Here is a 16,118-nt window from a genome sequence, read left to right as displayed (position 1 = left end):
GGGGCCCCGCTCTGAGCCTAGCACTTAGCCTTGCAATGCATTGAGCGTCAGGTCCAGGCACTTGCGCGCCTTGGTCACCAGCTCATCGATCTCGTCCTTGCTGATCACCAGCGGCGGCGCAATGATCATGGTGTCGCCCACGGCGCGCATGATCAGTCCGTTGTCGAAGCAGAACTGCCGGCAAATCATGCCCACGCCCTTGCCTTCATAGCGCTTGCGCGTGGCCTTGTCCCGGACCAGCTCGATCGCCCCCAACAAACCGACGCCGCGCACTTCACCCACCAGCGGATGGTCGTTCAGCTCCCGCAAACGCTTCTGCAAATAGGGTGCCGCTTCGTCGTGGACGCGCTCGATGATCTTCTCGTCGCGCAGGATGCGGATATTTTCCAGGGCCACCGCTGCGGCCACCGGGTGGCCGGAATAGGTGAAGCCGTGGTTGAAATCGCCGCCCTCGTTGAGCACCGCCACCACGTCGTCGCGCACGATCAGCCCACCCATGGGGATGTAGCCGGAGGTCAGGCCCTTGGCGATGGTCATCAGGTGCGGCTTCAACCCATAGTAATCGGTGCCGAACCATTCGCCGGTACGGCCGAACCCGCAGATCACCTCGTCGGCCACGAACAGGATGTCGTACTTGGCGAGGATCTCCTTCATGCGCGGCCAGTAGCTGTCCGGCGGCACGATCACCCCGCCAGCGCCCTGGATCGGCTCGGCGATGAAGGCACCGACGTTGTCCACGCCGATTTCCAGGATCTTCTCTTCCAGTTGATTGGCCGCCCACACCCCGAACTCCTCGGGGCTCATGTCGCCGCCCTCGCCGAACCAGTAAGGCTGGGCAATGTGGACGATGCCGGGGATCGGCAAGTCGCCCTGTTCGTGCATATAAGTCATGCCGCCCAGGCTCGCGCCGGCCACGGTCGAGCCGTGATAGCCATTCTTGCGGCTGATGATGACTTTCTTGCTCGGCTGGCCCTTGATCGCCCAATAGTGGCGGACCATACGCAACATGGTGTCGTTGCCTTCGGAGCCGGAGCCGGTGAAGAACACATGGTTCATGCCTTCGGGGGCGATGTCGGCGATGGCTTTGGACAGTTCCAGCGCGGGTGGGTGCGCTGTCTGGAAGAACAGGTTGTAGTACGGCAACTCGCGCATTTGCTGGCTGGCCGCTTCGGCCAGTTCCTCGCGACCATAACCGACGGCTACGCACCAGAGGCCGGCCATGCCGTCGAGGATCTTGTTGCCTTCACTGTCCCAGAGATAGACGCCGTTGGCGTGGGTGATGATGCGCGGGCCTTTCTCTTTGAGCTGCTTGAAATCGCTGAACGGGGCCAGGTGATGATCGCTGCTCAGGGCCTGCCATTCACGGGTTTGCGGGTTGTTGCGGGTCATGCGAATTCTCCTTTATTTCGAAGGGGAGAGGCGGCCAGGGACCGCCCCGCCCAACGCTTCAGACGGCAAAGAGCAGGAATTCCCGCTCCCACGAACTGATGATGCGCTTGAAGTTTTCATGCTCGGCCCGCTTGACCGCGACGTAGCCTGTGATGAATTTCTTGCCCAGGTATTTCTCGATGGTGGTGCTGTTTTCCATGCGCTCCAGGGCGTCTTCGATGGTCAGCGGCAAACGCAGGTTGCGACGCTCGTAGCCACGGCCCACCACCGGCGCGCTCGGGTTGATGCCTTCGACCATGCCGATGTAGCCACACAGCAGGCTGGCGGCAATCGCCAGGTACGGGTTGGCATCGGCGCCCGGCAAGCGGTTTTCCACGCGACGGTTCTGCGGCCCGGCATCCGGTACGCGCAGGCCCACGGTGCGGTTTTCTTCACCCCACTCCACGTTGACCGGCGCCGAAGTGTCCGGCAGGAAGCGGCGGAACGAGTTGACGTTGGGGGCGAACAGCGGCAGCAACTCAGGGATGAATTTCTGCAAGCCGCCGATGTGCTGCAGGAACAGTTCGCTCATGGTCCCGTCTTCATTGGAGAAAACGTTCCGGCCGGTTTCCTTGTCGATGATGCTCTGGTGCAGGTGCATCGCGCTGCCCGGCTCGCCGGTCATGGGCTTGGCCATGAAGGTGGCCGCCACGTTGTGCTTGAGTGCCGCCTCGCGCATGGTGCGCTTGAACACCAGGATCTGGTCGGCCAGGGACAGGGCGTCGCCATGACGGAAGTTGATTTCCATCTGCGCCGTACCGTCCTCGTGGATCAGGGTGTCGAGGTCCAGCTCCTGCAATTCGCACCAGTCGTAGACGTCTTCGAACAGCGGGTCGAATTCGTTGGCCGCTTCGATCGAGAACGACTGGCGACCGGTTTCCGGGCGGCCCGAGCGGCCAACGGGCGGTTGCAGCGGAAAGTCCGGGTCGTCGCTGCGCTTGGTCAGGTAGAACTCCATCTCCGGCGCGACGATCGGCTGCCAGCCCTTGTCGGCGTAGAGCTTGAGCACCTTCTTGAGCACGTTGCGCGGCGACAGCTCGATGGGGTTGCCCTGTTTGTCATAGACATCGTGGATGACCTGGGCGGTGGGCTCGATGGCCCAGGGCACGAGGAAGACTGCGTTCTCGTCCGGGCGGCACATCATGTCGATGTCGGCAGGGTCGAGCAGTTCGTAATAGATGTCGTCTTCGACATAGTCGCCCGTCACGGTCTGGAGCAGGACGCTCTCGGGCAGGCGCATGCCTTTCTCGGCAATGAACTTGTTGGTCGGCGAGATCTTGCCCCGGGTGATACCGGTCAGGTCGCCAATCATGCATTCGACTTCTGTGATCTTGTGGTCTTTCAACCAATCGGTGAGCTGGTCGAGGTTGTTACTCATAAATGCCTCTAGGCTTTGAGTTTCCTGACTGCTGTTCTGTAGTCAGGCGTTGTTTGACGCGTCGGCGTCGCGTTGTGTCGCCCTTGCTCGGCAGGTGTTGCCAAATACCGGGAACATCACAAGGTAGTGCGGGTTAGGCTCTGTATGAGAAATCTTGAGACAAGTATCAAGGCTTTTCATACAGAGCCTAGAGCTTACCGCCCATTGGGCATCTCCGGCAGCGTCATGAACGGCATTCGGCCCATGGACGGATCCCTGATGATGTTCACGGAAAAGTTCTACATTTAAAGGAAGGCTGGCAAAAAGAATGCCGGTCTGGGCGTCCAGAATATCGGACGGCGGGAGCGGACCTGCCAGGAACGCAAGCATGCCCGGGGTAGCTGTCGTGACAGCCTGGAAAGATCTGTCGCCACTGACGGAACATGCATGCAGACCCACCTGCCTGGAGCAGGTGGTAACGCCGATTAACGGCAGGCGAGACATGAAGCACCCCGGTATTATTGCTGTTATGGGTTTGAATCGAGCTTAGCCTTGTTCATTTTTTTACACAACACCCCCGTAAAAAATACAACACGGCCCGCTCAAGCCTGCGGGCGACAGGCCTCCCAAGGGGGAAAAAACGCCCTAAATTGCCTCAAAAAAGCCCCTCAGGTGCTTTTTTAGGGCAAAAAAGGCCTCGCTTGACTTCGGCATGCCGTTCGGGTTGACTGGGTTTCGAAAAGATCAATGATTGATATTTTTAACAACAAAGGTGTTGCATCATGTCGGTACCCCCGCGTGCCGTTCAGCTTAACGAAGCGAACGCGTTCCTTAAGGAACATCCTGAGGTTCTGTACGTTGACCTTCTGATTGCGGATATGAATGGTGTGGTGCGCGGCAAGCGCATCGAACGCACCAGCCTCCACAAGGTTTACGAGAAAGGCATCAACCTGCCGGCCTCTTTATTTGCCCTGGATATCAACGGCTCGACGGTGGAAAGCACTGGCCTGGGCCTGGACATCGGCGATGCCGACCGCATCTGCTATCCCATCCCCGGCACCCTTTCCAACGAACCCTGGCAGAAGCGCCCGACCGCGCAACTGCTGATGACCATGCACGAACTCGAAGGCGAGCCTTTCTTCGCCGACCCTCGCGAAGTCCTGCGCCAGGTCGTGGCCAAATTCGATGAGCTGGGTCTGACCATCTGTGCCGCCTTCGAGCTGGAGTTCTACCTGATCGACCAGGAGAACGTGAATGGTCGCCCACAACCGCCGCGTTCGCCGATCTCGGGCAAGCGCCCGCACTCGACCCAGGTCTACCTGATCGATGACCTCGACGAATACGTCGATTGCCTCCAGGACATTCTGGAAGGGGCCAAGGAGCAAGGCATTCCCGCCGACGCCATCGTCAAGGAAAGTGCCCCGGCCCAGTTCGAAGTGAACCTGCACCACGTCGCCGACCCGATCAAGGCCTGCGACTACGCGGTCCTGCTCAAGCGCCTGATCAAGAACATCGCCTACGACCATGAAATGGACACCACCTTCATGGCCAAGCCCTATCCGGGTCAGGCGGGCAACGGTCTTCACGTCCATATCTCGGTTCTGGACAAGGATGGCAAGAATATTTTTGCCAGCGAGGATCCCGAGCAGAACGCCGCGCTGCGCCACGCGATCGGCGGTGTGCTCGAGACCCTGCCGGCCCAGATGGCGTTCCTCTGCCCTAACGTCAACTCCTACCGTCGCTTCGGCGCCCAGTTCTATGTGCCGAACTCACCTTCCTGGGGCCTGGACAACCGCACCGTGGCCTTGCGCGTACCCACCGGCTCCGCCGACGCCGTGCGCCTGGAACACCGGGTTGCCGGCGCCGACGCCAACCCGTACCTGCTGATGGCGTCGGTACTGGCGGGTGTGCACCATGGCCTGGTCAATAAAGTCGAGCCCGGCGCGCCGGTGGAAGGCAACAGCTACGAGCAAAACGAGCAGAGCCTGCCGAACAACCTGCGCGATGCCCTGCGCGAGCTGGACGACAGCGAAGTCATGGCCAGGTACATCGACCCGAAATACATCGACATCTTCGTGGCCTGCAAGGAAAGCGAGCTGGAGGAATTCGAACACTCCATCTCCGACCTTGAGTACAACTGGTACTTGCATACCGTGTAAGCGGTTGCTGTGAAGAAAACGCCGCAGACCTTCGGGGCTGCGGCGTTTTCTTTTGGGGTTTTGGAGTGAATGGCCGCCTTCGGCGGATCGCGAGTAAGCTCAGCTCCCACAGAATTCTTTGTGGTCATTCCAATGCATCTCTCCCACAGGATTCTTTGTGATCATTCCAATGCATCTCTCCCACAGGATTCTTTGTGATCATTCCATTGCATTTCTCTGTGGGAGCAAGGCTTGCCCGCGATGACGGCCTGGCAGACAACACCGGACCCGACTCGTACAATGCCCGGCAGCCCCGCAGGAGACCTCCATGACCCGCACCGCCACCCCGCGTAAACCTCGCGCCCGCAGCCAGGCCCGGATCGACTCGATTCTCGATGCCGCGCGCACGCTGCTGGCCGCCGAAGGCGTGGCCGGTCTGTCGATCTACGGCGTCGCCGAGCGTGCCGGGATCCCGCCCTCCTCCGTGTATCACTTCTTCGCCAGCGTCCCGGCCCTGTTGCAAGCCCTGACCGCCGATGTCCACGCCGCCTTCCGCGCGTGCCTGCAAGAACCCATCGATCATCAGGCTCTCAACCACTGGCGCGACCTGTCACGGCTGGTGGAACAGCGCATGCTGACCCTCTACGAACAGGACGCGGCCGCCCGCCAGTTGATCCTGACCCAGCACGGCCTGACCGAAGTCACCCAGGCCGACCGCCAGCACGACGTCGAGCTGGGCGACTTGATGCACAAACTGTTCAACCGGCATTTCGAATTGCCGAAACTGCCTGAAGACATCGACGTGTTTGCCCTGGCCATGGAACTGGGCGACCGCGTTTATGCCCGCTCCGTCCAGCAATACGGCCAGATCACCCCACGCCTGGCTGAAGAAGGCATGCGGGTGTTCGATGCTTACCTGGGGTTGTACTTGCCGCCGTATCTGCCCAAACGCGAAGCCATCCGATGATGACGGCCACCAGAATTACTTCCGACTATAACGATTAATGCCGGTCAGCTAGCCCGTGGGAGCAAAGCTTGCTCGCGATAGCGGTGGTCCAACCAATGCCGTTTTCGACTGTCATGTCCAATCGCGAGCAAGCTTTGCTCCCACAGATTTTTTGCGCCGTTTGATCCTTAACTGACCGGCACTACGCTATAGAAAAGCCCCGAAGGGCTCACGCCGTCCGGGGCTGAGGGCCAAGCATCGCTCACAACTTGGCGATCGATACCTCCGTGGATTTGACGAAGGCGATCACTTCGCTGCCAATCGCCAGTTCCAATTCCCGCACCGAGCGGGTGGTGATCACCGAAGTGACGATGCCCGACGCGGTCTGTACGTCGATTTCCGAGAGCACGTCGCCTTCGACGATTTCCTTGATGGTGCCTTTGAACTGGTTGCGTACGTTGATGGCTTTGATGGTCATACGATTTCTCCTGGGGTCGAAATGAGCTGCAAGCTTCGAGCTACAAGCTGCAAGTAAAAGCACGCGCTTCTTCTTGCAGCTTGTGGCTTGTCGCTTGAAGCGGCTTCATTGCGCCCACCGCAACTGCGTGGGCAAGGGTGAAACGGGTTCGGGTTCCGGCGGTTGGCCGGGCAGGGACAGCACACGGTTGAGGACTTCGGTTTCCAGGCTCGCCAGGCGATGGGAGCCGTGAACCCGTGGGCGCGGCAGGTCGACGGGCAGGTCGAGGCCGACCTGGCCGTCTTCGATCAGGATCACCCGGTCGGCAATCGCCACCGCTTCGCTGACGTCGTGGGTCACCAGCAGCACGGTGAATCCGTGTTGCTGCCACAGGCGTTCGATCAGTTGCTGCATTTCGATGCGGGTCAAGGCGTCCAGCGCCCCCAGCGGCTCGTCGAGCAACAGCAGGCGCGGTTGGTGAATCAGCGCGCGAGCCAAGGCCACGCGTTGCTTCTGTCCGCCGGACAATGCCGCCGGCCACTCATCGGCGCGATCGGCCAGGCCCACCGCTTCCAGTGCCTGCAACGCTTGCGGGCGCCAATGGCCCTTGAGGCCGAGGCCGACGTTGTCGATGATTTTTTTCCAGGGCAGCAAACGCGCTTCCTGGAACATCAACCGCGTGTCTTCCCGGGCCGCACTCAACGCGGTCGAACCCGCCAGCAATTCGCCAGTCGTGGGCTGATCGAGGCCTGCGAGCAAGCGCAGCAAAGTACTTTTGCCACAACCGCTGCGCCCGACCACCGCGACGAATTGCCCGGCCGGAATATGCAGGTCGACGTCCCGCAGCACCTGGCGGGTGCCGTAGTTTTTTTCCAGCTTGCGCACCGCCAGGGGAATGCCCTGTCGCAGGCGCGGAGGTTGTTGCGCAGTCATGCGGCACCTCCCTTGCTCACCTGATAGGCCGGATGCCAGCGCAGCCAGACCCGCTCCAGCCCGCGAGCGGCAAGGTCGGCCAATTTGCCGAGCACGGCGTACAGCAGAATCGCCAGCACCACCACGTCGGTTTGCAGGAATTCGCGGGCGTTCATCGCCAGGTAGCCGATGCCGGAACTGGCCGAGATGGTTTCCGCCACGATCAGCGTCAGCCACATGAAGCCCAGGGCAAAGCGCACGCCCACCAGGATCGACGGCAACGCGCCCGGCAGGATCACCTGGCGAAACAGGCTGAAGCCGGACAAGCCGTAGCTGCGGGACATTTCCACCAGCGCCGGGTCGACGTTGCGGATGCCGTGATAGGTGTTGAGGTAAATCGGGAACAGCGTGCCCAGGGCCACGAGGAAAATCTTCGCCGACTCATCGATGCCGAACCACAGGATCACCAGCGGGATCAGCGCCAGGTGCGGCACGTTGCGCACCATCTGCACCGAGCTGTCCAGCAGGCGCTCGCCCCATTTCGACAGGCCGGTGATGAACCCCAGCGCCAAGCCAATGCCGCCGCCGATCAGGAAACCGACTGCCGCGCGCCAGCCGCTGATGGCCAGGTGCGTCCAGATCTCGCCGCTGCGCACCAGGTTGACCCCGGCTTCGATCACCGCCACCGGTGCCGGCAGGATTCGTGTGGACAGCCAGCCGGCCGAGACCGACAACTGCCACACCGCCAGTAACAGCAACGGCACCGCCCAAGGCACAAGGTTGTGGATGATTTTCTTCATGGCCGCCTCAGCTCTGGGACGCGGCTTTGGGCAGGATATCGTTGGCGACCATCTCACCGAACGGGCTCACATAGCCCTGGTTCTTCGGCAACTCCGGGCGCTCCACGTCCAGGTGCGGGAACAAGAGTTCCGCCACGCGGTAGGACTCTTCCAGGTGTGGATAACCGGAGAAGATGAAGGTGTCGATCCCCAACCCGGCGTATTCCTTGATCCGCGCCGCCACCGTCGGGCCATCGCCCACCAGCGCCGTACCGGCACCACCGCGCACCAGGCCGACGCCGGCCCACAGATTGGGGCTGACTTCCAGCTTGTCGCGACGACCACCGTGCAGGGCGGCCATGCGTCGCTGACCCACCGAATCGAAGCGCGCCAGGGAGGCCTGGGCACGGGCAATGGTGTCGTCGTCCAAGTGGGAGATCAGCCGGTTGGCCGCTTGCCAGGCTTCGGCGTTGGTTTCGCGCACGATCACGTGCAGGCGGATGCCGAACCGCACGGTCCGACCCAACTTGGCCGCCTTGGCCCGCACTTGTTCGATCTTTTCCGCCACCGCCGCGGGCGGCTCGCCCCAGGTCAGCACCATGTCCACCTGCTCGGCGGCCAGGTCCTGGGCCGCTTCCGACGAGCCGCCGAAGTACAGCGGCGGACGCGGTTGCTGGATCGGCGGATAGAGCAACTTCGCGCCCTTCACGCTGATGTGCTCGCCGTCGTAATCCACGGTCTCGCCTTCCAGCACCCGGCGCCAGATGCGGGTGAATTCCACCGACGCCTGGTAGCGCGCCTCATGGCCCAGGAACAGGCCGTCGCCAGCCAGCTCATCCGGGTCGCCACCGGTTACCAGGTTGAACAACGCCCGGCCGCCGGACAACCGGTCCAGAGTCGCGGCCTGGCGCGCCGCCACCGTCGGGGAAATGATCCCGGGGCGCAGGGCCACGAGGAACTTCAGGCGTTGGGTTACGGGAATCAACGACGCGGCCACCAGCCAGGAGTCCTCGCAGGAACGGCCGGTGGGAATCAGCACACCGCCGAAACCCAGCCGATCCGCCGCCTGGGCGACCTGTTGCAGATAACCGTGATCGACGGCGCGGGCGCCTTCGGCAGTGCCAAGGTAATGGCCATCGCCATGGGTAGGCAGGAACCAGAAAATATTGAGGCTCATGGAGTGGTCTCCTAAGGGATCGGATTACTGCGCTGTCGCAACGGCCGCCGGCGGCGTCCAGATCACGTCCTTGATGCTCAAGGGCTTGGGAATCAATTTGAGCTGGTAGAAGCTGTCGGCGATCTTCTGCTGCGCCGCCACCACCTCCGGCGTGAGGAACAGCGCCCCGTAGCCTTGGCGTTTCACCGACGTCAGGGTGATGTCGGCAGGCAGACCGAGCAGCGGTGACACTTGCCGGGTCACGTCTTCAGGGTTGGCCTTGGACCATTCCCCCACTGCCCGCACCTCTTCCACCAGCGCCGTGATGACCTGGGGATGCTTTTGCGCATAGGGCTTGGTGGCGAGGTAAAACTGGTGGTTGTCGACGATGCCCTTGCCGTCACGCAGAGTGCGCGCCTGCAACTGTTGTTCGGCGGCGGCCTGGTACGGGTCCCAGATCACCCAGGCGTCCACACTGCCACGCTCGAACGCGGCGCGAGCGTCGGCCGGTGGCAGGAACACGGTCTGGATGTCGGCATACTTGAGGGCGGCGTCTTCCAGCGCCCGCACCAACAGGTAATGAACGTTGGAGCCTTTGTTCAGGACGACTTTCTTACCCTTGAGGTCTTGCACCGACTGGATGGCCGAGCCCTTCGGCACCAGGATGGCCTCGCTGGCAGGCGCCGGGGGTTCGTAGGCGACGTAAAGCAAATCGGCGCCGGCAGCCTGGGCGAACACCGGCGGGGTTTCCCCGGTCACACCGAAATCGATGGAGCCGACATTCAAGCCTTCAAGCAACTGTGGGCCGCCGGGGAACTCGGTCCATTGCACGTCGACGCCTTGGGCGGCGAGACGTTTTTCCAACGACCCTTTGGCCTTGAGCAGCACCAGGGTGCCGTATTTCTGATAACCGATCCGCAAGGTCTCGGCTTGAACCTGGGTGATGACGCCGAGGGACACAGCCGCAGCAAACAGCGCGACCAGCCCCCGACGCAAAATGACAGTGCGCATGGCGCCTCTCCTTTTTGCTGTGGGGTTTTGGCTGCACCTGCTTGGCCGTTGGCGGCTGAGTAAGGTGGGTTGAAGCTAATAGGGTTCAAATGCTCCAGCGAGCACTCAATAAGCGTTCGTTCAACAGGCCCGGGGCCAACGGCCTGGGCCGCCGCGCCATGGCACTGAGAAATTGTTCCAGGGCCTCGTCCAGCCGCTGTTGCAGGGCCGGCGTCAATTGCGCCTGGGCACTGCCTTCGCCATAAGCGATCTGGCTGTCTTCGGCAAAAATGCCCTGGAGCATTTCCTGGGCCTTGAGGGCCGACAACACCGGTTTGAGGGCGTAATCCACCGCCAGCATATGGGCGATGCTGCCGCCGGTCGCCATGGGCAATACCACTTTGTGATGCAAAGCCCGCTCAGGCAGCAGGTCCAATACAGTCTTCAGTGCGCCGGAAAAAGACGCCTTGTACACCGGCGTGGCGATCATCAGGCCATCGGCATTTTCGATCTGCTGGAGCAGGTCGATCACCTTCGGGCTATCGAAACGGGCATGGAGCAGATCCTCTGCCGGAAAATCGCGAACCTGATAGCTCACCACCTCCACACCTTGCTGCTGCAACCAGCGTTGCGAACGCTCCAGCAGCACCCCGGAACGGGAGCGCTGGCTGGGACTGCCACCGAGAGAGACGACCAACATGCCTACCTTTCCTTAACTGTCACGTGCGATTCGCGGCGGGCGATCTCGCTGCATGGGTCAAACCATAACAGGGGACGCATATATCCATAAATCATATTTATTCATTTAGTTATTCTCAAAATATATATATGACTTGAATTTTTCGCGGCCGTAAAAAAGGCCGTCGAAACGGCCAAAACCCTTGGTGCACAGTCGATTTCCCCTGTGGGAGCGCGCGGTCCCACAGGGTTTGCCTAGGCTCAGCGGTTAGGCTGTGGAGTCAGGCGCAGGTACGGTTTCACCGCGCGGTAGCCCTTGGGAAAGCGTTGCTTGAGTTCTTCTTCATCCTTGAGCGACGGCACGATCACCACGTCCTCGCCATCCTGCCAGTTGGCCGGGGTGGCGACTTTGTAGTTGTCGGTCAGTTGCAAGGAATCGATCACCCGCAGGATCTCGTGGAAATTGCGCCCCGTGCTGGCCGGGTAGGTAATGGTCAGGCGAACCTTCTTGTTCGGGTCGATCACGAACAGCGAGCGCACGGTCAAGGTGTCGCTGGCATTGGGGTGGATCAGGTCGTACAGGTCGGACACTTTGCGGTCGGCGTCAGCCAGGATCGGAAAATTGACCACGGTGCCCTGGGTCTCGTTGATGTCCTCGATCCATTTATGGTGCGAGTCCACAGGGTCTACCGAGAGGGCAATGGCCTTCACGCCACGCTTGGCGAATTCATCCTTGAGCTTGGCGGTGAAACCCAGCTCGGTGGTGCACACCGGGGTGAAATCCGCCGGATGGGAAAACAGCACACCCCAGCTATCGCCGAGCCATTCGTGAAAACGAATCTTGCCGGCGCTGGAATCCTGTTCGAAGTCGGGGGCGATGTCGCCGAGTCTGAGGCTCATGATGCGGCTCCTGGATGAGGTTGTTGTGAACCCAACTGTGCACCGCTTTCGATCGCTTTAAAAAGAATATATATCCATTTATTTAGACTAATAGTGAATATAAAAAACTGTTCACTGGCACCCTTTCGCATACCGGCCCACCATCGCCAGCGAGGTTCGAGAAGGCCTCGAGTTGCTGCAAGAGGAGAAACTTCGAGAAGGGCTACAGGGGTGGGCCTGACTCGAAAACGCAAAAGCCCCGCCCGGCGCAATGCCGGGCGGTTTTTTTTGTTTTGTATTCACACTACGAAATTATTGACGCGATTTCTGGACGAGCGGCTAGGATAGGCAGCATGAACACTCAAGCCTTGCTAGCCCACCTGCAAAACCACCTCCCTGGATTACTGGCAGTTTACCTGTTCGGTAGCCATGCACAGGGCGCCGCCGGACCTGACAGTGATATCGATATGGCCGTACTCGTGCCCGGCCAGGTCGACCCGGTGTCGTTATGGGAACTTTCAGGTGATTTGGCGGATATCGCTGGCAGTCCTGTGGATCTGCTCGACCTCCGTGCGGCAACGACCGTCATGCAATACCAGATCGTGACCCGAGGTCAGAGACTCTGGGCCCGCGACGTACAAGCGGGGCTGTTCGAAAGCTTTATCCTCAGCGAAAAAACCGCCTTCGACGAGGCTCGGGCAGGCTTGCTCAAGGATATTCAAGAAAAAGGCATCGTGTATGGCCGATGACATACTGATTAACAAAGCAGCCAGTATCGAACGTTGCGTCGCCAGGGTGCGGGAGGAGTACGAGAAGGATCCTGCTACCTTCGCCACGGACTTCACTCGCCAGGATTCAGCCATTCTGAATATCCAGCGTGCCTGTGAAGCGGCGCTGGACATGGGGCAGCATTTGATTCGCCGTGAACGATTGGGAGCCCCGCAAAGCGCTCGGGACGTGTTCGAGTTGCTTTTCCAAGGTGGTTGGGTGGCGCAAGACCTAGTGAAGAACCTGAAGAACATGGTCGGCTTCAGGAATATCGCCGTGCATGACTATCAGGCCCTGCAACTGCCAATCATGGTCGCTATCATCACCCAGCACTTGGATGATTTTCTGCGATTCAGCGCATTCATCCTGCAGAAAGACTCGACAGGGTCCGCCACCTGACTCGAAAACGCAAAAGCCCCGCCAGGCGCAATGCCGGGCGGGGCTTTCTTTAGCTGGATTACAAAATCGGCAGCGTGTAGCTGACAATCAGACGGTTCTCGTCCTGGTTACGCTGGCTGGCCACTTCGGAACGCAGAGAAGCGTTCTTCCATGTCAGCCCCAGCCCCTTGAAGGTGCCTTCCGGAACAACGTAGCCCAAAGTGAAATCACGCTCCCACTCGCCTTTGTCACCGGTTGAAGTCGCAACATTGTCGCCCTTGAGGTACATCACGGAAGTCGTCAGACCTGGCAAACCGACAGTGGCGAAGTCATAGGCGTACTGGCCCAACCAGGTACGCTCGCCGGCACGTTGGAACTTGCCGATCTGCACGTCGGTGATCAGGTAAGCCGAAGCGCCGTCACCCTGGTTCAGGAAGGGGAAGTCGCTGGTGCCGTTCACACGCTGGTAGCCGGCGCTCAGCGCGTGGCCTTGCAGGCTATAGGTGAACTTGGCGCTCCAAGTGCGGTTGTCTACCTCACCACCGTTGTTCTGAAAGCCCGAGGAGCGATAGCCCGCCAGACGACCTTCCTGGCTGGCGTTCTTGCCATCGGAGTCACTGTTGAAGTAACGCAGATCGCTCTTCAGACTACCGACTGGCAGAGCCAAGTTGTGGGTCAGGCCCAGGAAGTGCTGCTTGTAGAAGTCTTCCAGGTTGCCGTAGTAGTACTGCGCAGTCAGGTCCTTGGTGATTTTGTAGTCACCACCGGCAAAGTAGAACTCGTTGCTACGCTGGTTGGAAGTCGCAGTGGAGTTCGGACCGTTGGAACCGGCGATGGTCAGAGAATCATTGTTGGTCGAGTTACGCCCCTTGGCGTGCTCCAACTTACCGCCAACCAGAGTCAGGTTGTCGATGTCATTGGTAGTGATTTGGCCGCCTTCGAAGGTCTGAGGCAACAGACGACCATCGTTGGATGTCACGACCGGCAGTTTAGGCATCAGAGTGCCCAGTTTCAGCTCGGTTTTGGAAATCTTGGCCTTGGCCGTCAGGCCCAGGCTGCTGAAATCGTCTACTGCACGGCCATCGCCATCGCTAGGAAAGACGGTGCCGCCTTTGTTGGTGCTATTGGCGTTGTAGGCGGTGCCTTTGCCCGAGTCCAGCTTTACACCCAGCAGACCGATGGCGTCGACGCCGAAGCCGACGGTGCCCTCGGTATAGCCGGAAGCGAAGTTGAAGATGAAACCCTGACCCCATTCTTCCTGCTTGGAAGGATTGGCAGTGCCATCACGGTTGTCGGTATTGATGTAAAAGTTACGGGCAGTGATGCTCGCCTTGCTGTCTTCGATAAAACCGGCGGCGCCTGCCTGCTGCGCCAAAACCCCAACGGCCACAGCGATGGCCAAGGTGGACTTCTTCATGCTTAGCTCCTCTCATTTTCTAATTCTTGTGTATCTTTGGCCCCGAATCGAACGCCCGGGGTCCGCGGATGCGCGATTAGCGCCAGACCGTGACTGACAAGTCAATCGTAACCATTTGTGATTACGACCAAGGTCTAACCCTGCTACATCGGCGCGCAGAATAATGGATTCTGGATAATTCCAAAAAGAATTGTTTCATCAGTTTTCAGACCGTTTTGAAATATATAGGCCATCAAAACTCTTCAAACTGAATCAGGGCATATCGGCCAGTTCGGCGGATTGCTGAATGAAATTTTTTCGCACCTTTTCAGGGCAAAGACCCTCTACCTCAGGGCTTGCGGGAAAAGCCGCAAGCCCTGGCCTTGAGCAATATTGAGGGTTTTATTTCGGACAATTCATTGTCCGGGATCAAAAAGAGTGCAACCCGTGCACAGCGACAGGGCGATGGGCCTATAGCGCCTTCTCGAAAATCTTCGAATTGCGCTGATAGTTGTACAGCGACGCCCGTGCCGCCGGCAGACGCTCCACGCTGCTCGGTTCAAAGCCCCGCTCGCGGAACCAGTGAGCGGTGCGCGTGGTGAGCACGAACAGCGTCTTGAGCCCTTGGGCGCGGGCGCGGGTTTCGATCCGCTCCAACAGCTCATCGCCGCGACCGCCGTGGCGGTATTCCGGATTCACCGCCAGGCAAGCCAATTCACCCGCATCCGAATCGGCGATCTGGTAAAGGGCGGCACAGGCGATGATCATGCCTTCGCGCTCGACCACACTGAACAGCTCGATCTCGCGCTCCAGCACTTCCCGGGAGCGGCGGACCAGGATCCCTTGCTCCTCCAACGGACTGATCAGGTCCAGCAGGCCGCCCACATCTTCAATGGCCGCTTCGCGCACCACTTCGAATTGCTCCTGGGCCACCAGCGTACCGCTGCCGTCGCGGGTGAACAGCTCGGCCAGCAGCGCACCGTCTTCGGCATAGCTGACGATATGGCTGCGGGCCACGCCGCCACGACAGGCCTGGGCCGCCGCATCCAGCAGCTCGGCCTGGTAGTCGCTGCCCAGGCGCTGCATGTGGGCGGGGACCTGCTGCGGGCGCAATTCGCGCACCAGACGCCCGTCTTCACCGATCAAGCCGGGTTCGGCACCGAACAGCAGCAGCTTGTCGGCCGCCAGGTCGATGGCCGCGCGGGTGGCGACGTCTTCGCAGGCGAGGTTGAAAATTTCCCCGGTGGGGGAATAGCCCAACGGCGACAACAGCACGATGGAGCGCTCGTCCAACAGGCGATTGATGCCCTTGCGATCGACCCGGCGCACTTCACCGGTATGGTGATAGTCAACGCCTTCGAGCACCCCTATGGGGCGCGCCGTGACCAGGTTGCCGCTGGCGACCCGCAGCCGCGAGCCCTGCATCGGCGAGGACGCCATGTCCATGGACAGGCGCGCCTCGATGGCAATGCGCAACTGGCCGACCGCATCGATCACGCACTCCAGGGTCGCGGCATCGGTGATGCGCATGCCACGGTGGTAATGAGGCGTCAGTCCCCGCGCAGCGAGGCGGGTCTCGATTTGCGGGCGCGAACCGTGGACCAGCACCAGGCGCACGCCGAGGCTGTGCAAAAGCACGAGGTCATGGACGATGTTGCCGAAATTGGGGTGTTCCACCCCGTCGCCGGGCAGCATGACGATAAAAGTGCAATCGCGGTGGGCGTTGATATAAGGCGAAGCGTGACGAAGCCAATTGACGTATTCGGGCATGAACCTGGACCTGTAATAAATAACAGCCGAAAAAAGACGAGACAGAACGCACAGCTGGCTGGTGGTTATCGTCGGAACAGGCTTGG

16 protein-coding genes are annotated in these 16,118 nt (G+C 60.3%); 4 read left to right on the top strand and 12 right to left on the bottom strand.

The features are described from left to right. Positions 1-24: 24 nt before the first annotated feature. Genes N4Q37_RS09645 through N4Q37_RS09635 form a run of 3 tightly spaced genes read right to left on the bottom strand, consistent with a single transcriptional unit; the run spans position 25 to position 3,289 of the window. Entirely contained in the window at positions 25-1,389 is a 1,365-nt protein-coding gene (locus tag N4Q37_RS09645; protein WP_260957359.1) for an aspartate aminotransferase family protein, read from the bottom strand. A 58-nt stretch (positions 1,390-1,447) separates the two neighbouring features. Further along, on the bottom strand, positions 1,448-2,806 hold the full coding sequence (locus N4Q37_RS09640) for a glutamine synthetase family protein (protein ID WP_260957357.1): 1,359 nt from the start codon (positions 2,804-2,806) through the stop codon (positions 1,448-1,450). A gap of 42 nt (positions 2,807-2,848) precedes the next feature. Further along, positions 2,849-3,289 carry a glutamine amidotransferase gene (locus tag N4Q37_RS09635; RefSeq protein ID WP_260957355.1) on the bottom strand — a complete coding sequence of 147 codons (441 nt, stop codon included), beginning with the start codon at positions 3,287-3,289 and terminating at the stop codon, positions 2,849-2,851. A gap of 278 nt (positions 3,290-3,567) precedes the next feature. On the opposite strand from N4Q37_RS09635, the gene N4Q37_RS09630 reads away from it, so the two are divergent. Together N4Q37_RS09630 and N4Q37_RS09625 are read left to right on the top strand one after the other, a co-directional pair. Continuing rightward, complete coding sequence (locus tag N4Q37_RS09630) at positions 3,568-4,944, top strand: glutamine synthetase family protein (RefSeq protein WP_260957354.1); 1,377 nt, start codon at positions 3,568-3,570, stop codon at positions 4,942-4,944. A 307-nt stretch (positions 4,945-5,251) separates the two neighbouring features. Next, a complete protein-coding gene (locus N4Q37_RS09625) occupies positions 5,252-5,890 on the top strand; it encodes a TetR/AcrR family transcriptional regulator (RefSeq protein WP_260957352.1) in 639 nt (212 codons plus the stop codon). Positions 5,891-6,131: 241 nt separating this feature from the next. On the opposite strand, the gene N4Q37_RS09620 is transcribed toward N4Q37_RS09625, so the two are convergent. The 7 genes from N4Q37_RS09620 to N4Q37_RS09590 form a co-directional block, all read right to left on the bottom strand. Further along, complete coding sequence (locus tag N4Q37_RS09620) at positions 6,132-6,347, bottom strand: TOBE domain-containing protein (protein WP_007928303.1); 216 nt, start codon at positions 6,345-6,347, stop codon at positions 6,132-6,134. A 105-nt stretch (positions 6,348-6,452) separates the two neighbouring features. Further along, positions 6,453-7,259 (bottom strand): aliphatic sulfonates ABC transporter ATP-binding protein, encoded by an 807-nt coding sequence (gene ssuB, locus N4Q37_RS09615; protein WP_260957342.1) that lies wholly within the window; start codon positions 7,257-7,259, stop codon positions 6,453-6,455. Continuing rightward, positions 7,256-8,038, bottom strand: a complete 783-nt coding sequence (ssuC, locus tag N4Q37_RS09610) for an aliphatic sulfonate ABC transporter permease SsuC (RefSeq protein ID WP_260957340.1) — start codon at positions 8,036-8,038, stop codon at positions 7,256-7,258. Before ssuC ends, ssuB begins: the two co-directional genes overlap by 4 nt. Positions 8,039-8,045: 7 nt before the next feature. Beyond that, positions 8,046-9,194 (bottom strand): FMNH2-dependent alkanesulfonate monooxygenase, encoded by a 1,149-nt coding sequence (ssuD, locus tag N4Q37_RS09605; RefSeq protein WP_260957338.1) that lies wholly within the window; start codon positions 9,192-9,194, stop codon positions 8,046-8,048. 24 nt (positions 9,195-9,218) lie between these two features. After that, entirely contained in the window at positions 9,219-10,184 is a 966-nt protein-coding gene (locus tag N4Q37_RS09600) for a sulfonate ABC transporter substrate-binding protein (protein ID WP_260957336.1), read from the bottom strand. Positions 10,185-10,269: 85 nt separating this feature from the next. After that, a complete protein-coding gene (gene ssuE / locus N4Q37_RS09595) occupies positions 10,270-10,863 on the bottom strand; it encodes an NADPH-dependent FMN reductase (protein WP_260957334.1) in 594 nt (197 codons plus the stop codon). 239 nt (positions 10,864-11,102) lie between these two features. After that, positions 11,103-11,741 (bottom strand): peroxiredoxin, encoded by a 639-nt coding sequence (locus N4Q37_RS09590; RefSeq protein ID WP_260957332.1) that lies wholly within the window; start codon positions 11,739-11,741, stop codon positions 11,103-11,105. A gap of 332 nt (positions 11,742-12,073) precedes the next feature. Here N4Q37_RS09590 and mntA point away from each other — a divergent pair, with 332 nt between their 5' ends. Next, positions 12,074-12,469, top strand: a complete 396-nt coding sequence (mntA, locus tag N4Q37_RS09585) for a type VII toxin-antitoxin system MntA family adenylyltransferase antitoxin (protein ID WP_260957331.1) — start codon at positions 12,074-12,076, stop codon at positions 12,467-12,469. Continuing rightward, on the top strand, positions 12,459-12,887 hold the full coding sequence (hepT, locus tag N4Q37_RS09580; protein ID WP_260957329.1) for a type VII toxin-antitoxin system HepT family RNase toxin: 429 nt from the start codon (positions 12,459-12,461) through the stop codon (positions 12,885-12,887). The genes mntA and hepT overlap by 11 nt, the downstream gene beginning before the upstream one ends. A 58-nt stretch (positions 12,888-12,945) precedes the next feature. Here the strand turns inward: hepT and N4Q37_RS09575 are convergent, their stop codons facing one another. Together N4Q37_RS09575 and argA are read right to left on the bottom strand one after the other, a co-directional pair. Further along, on the bottom strand, positions 12,946-14,283 hold the full coding sequence (locus N4Q37_RS09575; protein ID WP_260957327.1) for an OprD family porin: 1,338 nt from the start codon (positions 14,281-14,283) through the stop codon (positions 12,946-12,948). Between the two features lie 450 nt (positions 14,284-14,733). Further along, on the bottom strand, positions 14,734-16,032 hold the full coding sequence (gene argA, locus N4Q37_RS09570) for an amino-acid N-acetyltransferase (protein WP_260957325.1): 1,299 nt from the start codon (positions 16,030-16,032) through the stop codon (positions 14,734-14,736). Between the last annotated feature and the right edge of the window lie 86 nt (positions 16,033-16,118).

It is taken from the genome of Pseudomonas citri, from assembly GCF_025336485.1.
Lineage (GTDB): Bacteria > Pseudomonadota > Gammaproteobacteria > Pseudomonadales > Pseudomonadaceae > Aquipseudomonas > Aquipseudomonas citri.
The sequence above is the reverse complement of the archived record's forward strand: the minus strand, read 5'-3'. Positions and strand labels throughout refer to the sequence as shown.

Bases quoted from the DNA above. Each gene is read 5' to 3' on its own strand.
- hepT (WP_260957329.1), top strand. From the start codon at position 12,459: ATGGCCGATGACATACTGATTAACAAAGCAGCCAGTATCGAACGTTGC.
- N4Q37_RS09630 (WP_260957354.1), top strand. From the start codon at position 3,568: ATGTCGGTACCCCCGCGTGCCGTTCAGCTTAACGAAGCGAACGCGTTC.
- ssuE (WP_260957334.1), bottom strand. From the start codon at position 10,863: ATGTTGGTCGTCTCTCTCGGTGGCAGTCCCAGCCAGCGCTCCCGTTCC.
- argA (WP_260957325.1), bottom strand. From the start codon at position 16,032: ATGCCCGAATACGTCAATTGGCTTCGTCACGCTTCGCCTTATATCAAC.
- ssuD (WP_260957338.1), bottom strand. From the start codon at position 9,194: ATGAGCCTCAATATTTTCTGGTTCCTGCCTACCCATGGCGATGGCCAT.
- N4Q37_RS09640 (WP_260957357.1), bottom strand. From the start codon at position 2,806: ATGAGTAACAACCTCGACCAGCTCACCGATTGGTTGAAAGACCACAAG.
- N4Q37_RS09620 (WP_007928303.1), bottom strand. From the start codon at position 6,347: ATGACCATCAAAGCCATCAACGTACGCAACCAGTTCAAAGGCACCATC.
- N4Q37_RS09590 (WP_260957332.1), bottom strand. From the start codon at position 11,741: ATGAGCCTCAGACTCGGCGACATCGCCCCCGACTTCGAACAGGATTCC.
- N4Q37_RS09625 (WP_260957352.1), top strand. From the start codon at position 5,252: ATGACCCGCACCGCCACCCCGCGTAAACCTCGCGCCCGCAGCCAGGCC.
- N4Q37_RS09575 (WP_260957327.1), bottom strand. From the start codon at position 14,283: ATGAAGAAGTCCACCTTGGCCATCGCTGTGGCCGTTGGGGTTTTGGCG.
- N4Q37_RS09635 (WP_260957355.1), bottom strand. From the start codon at position 3,289: ATGTCTCGCCTGCCGTTAATCGGCGTTACCACCTGCTCCAGGCAGGTG.
- N4Q37_RS09645 (WP_260957359.1), bottom strand. From the start codon at position 1,389: ATGACCCGCAACAACCCGCAAACCCGTGAATGGCAGGCCCTGAGCAGC.
- mntA (WP_260957331.1), top strand. From the start codon at position 12,074: ATGAACACTCAAGCCTTGCTAGCCCACCTGCAAAACCACCTCCCTGGA.
- ssuC (WP_260957340.1), bottom strand. From the start codon at position 8,038: ATGAAGAAAATCATCCACAACCTTGTGCCTTGGGCGGTGCCGTTGCTG.
- ssuB (WP_260957342.1), bottom strand. From the start codon at position 7,259: ATGACTGCGCAACAACCTCCGCGCCTGCGACAGGGCATTCCCCTGGCG.
- N4Q37_RS09600 (WP_260957336.1), bottom strand. From the start codon at position 10,184: ATGCGCACTGTCATTTTGCGTCGGGGGCTGGTCGCGCTGTTTGCTGCG.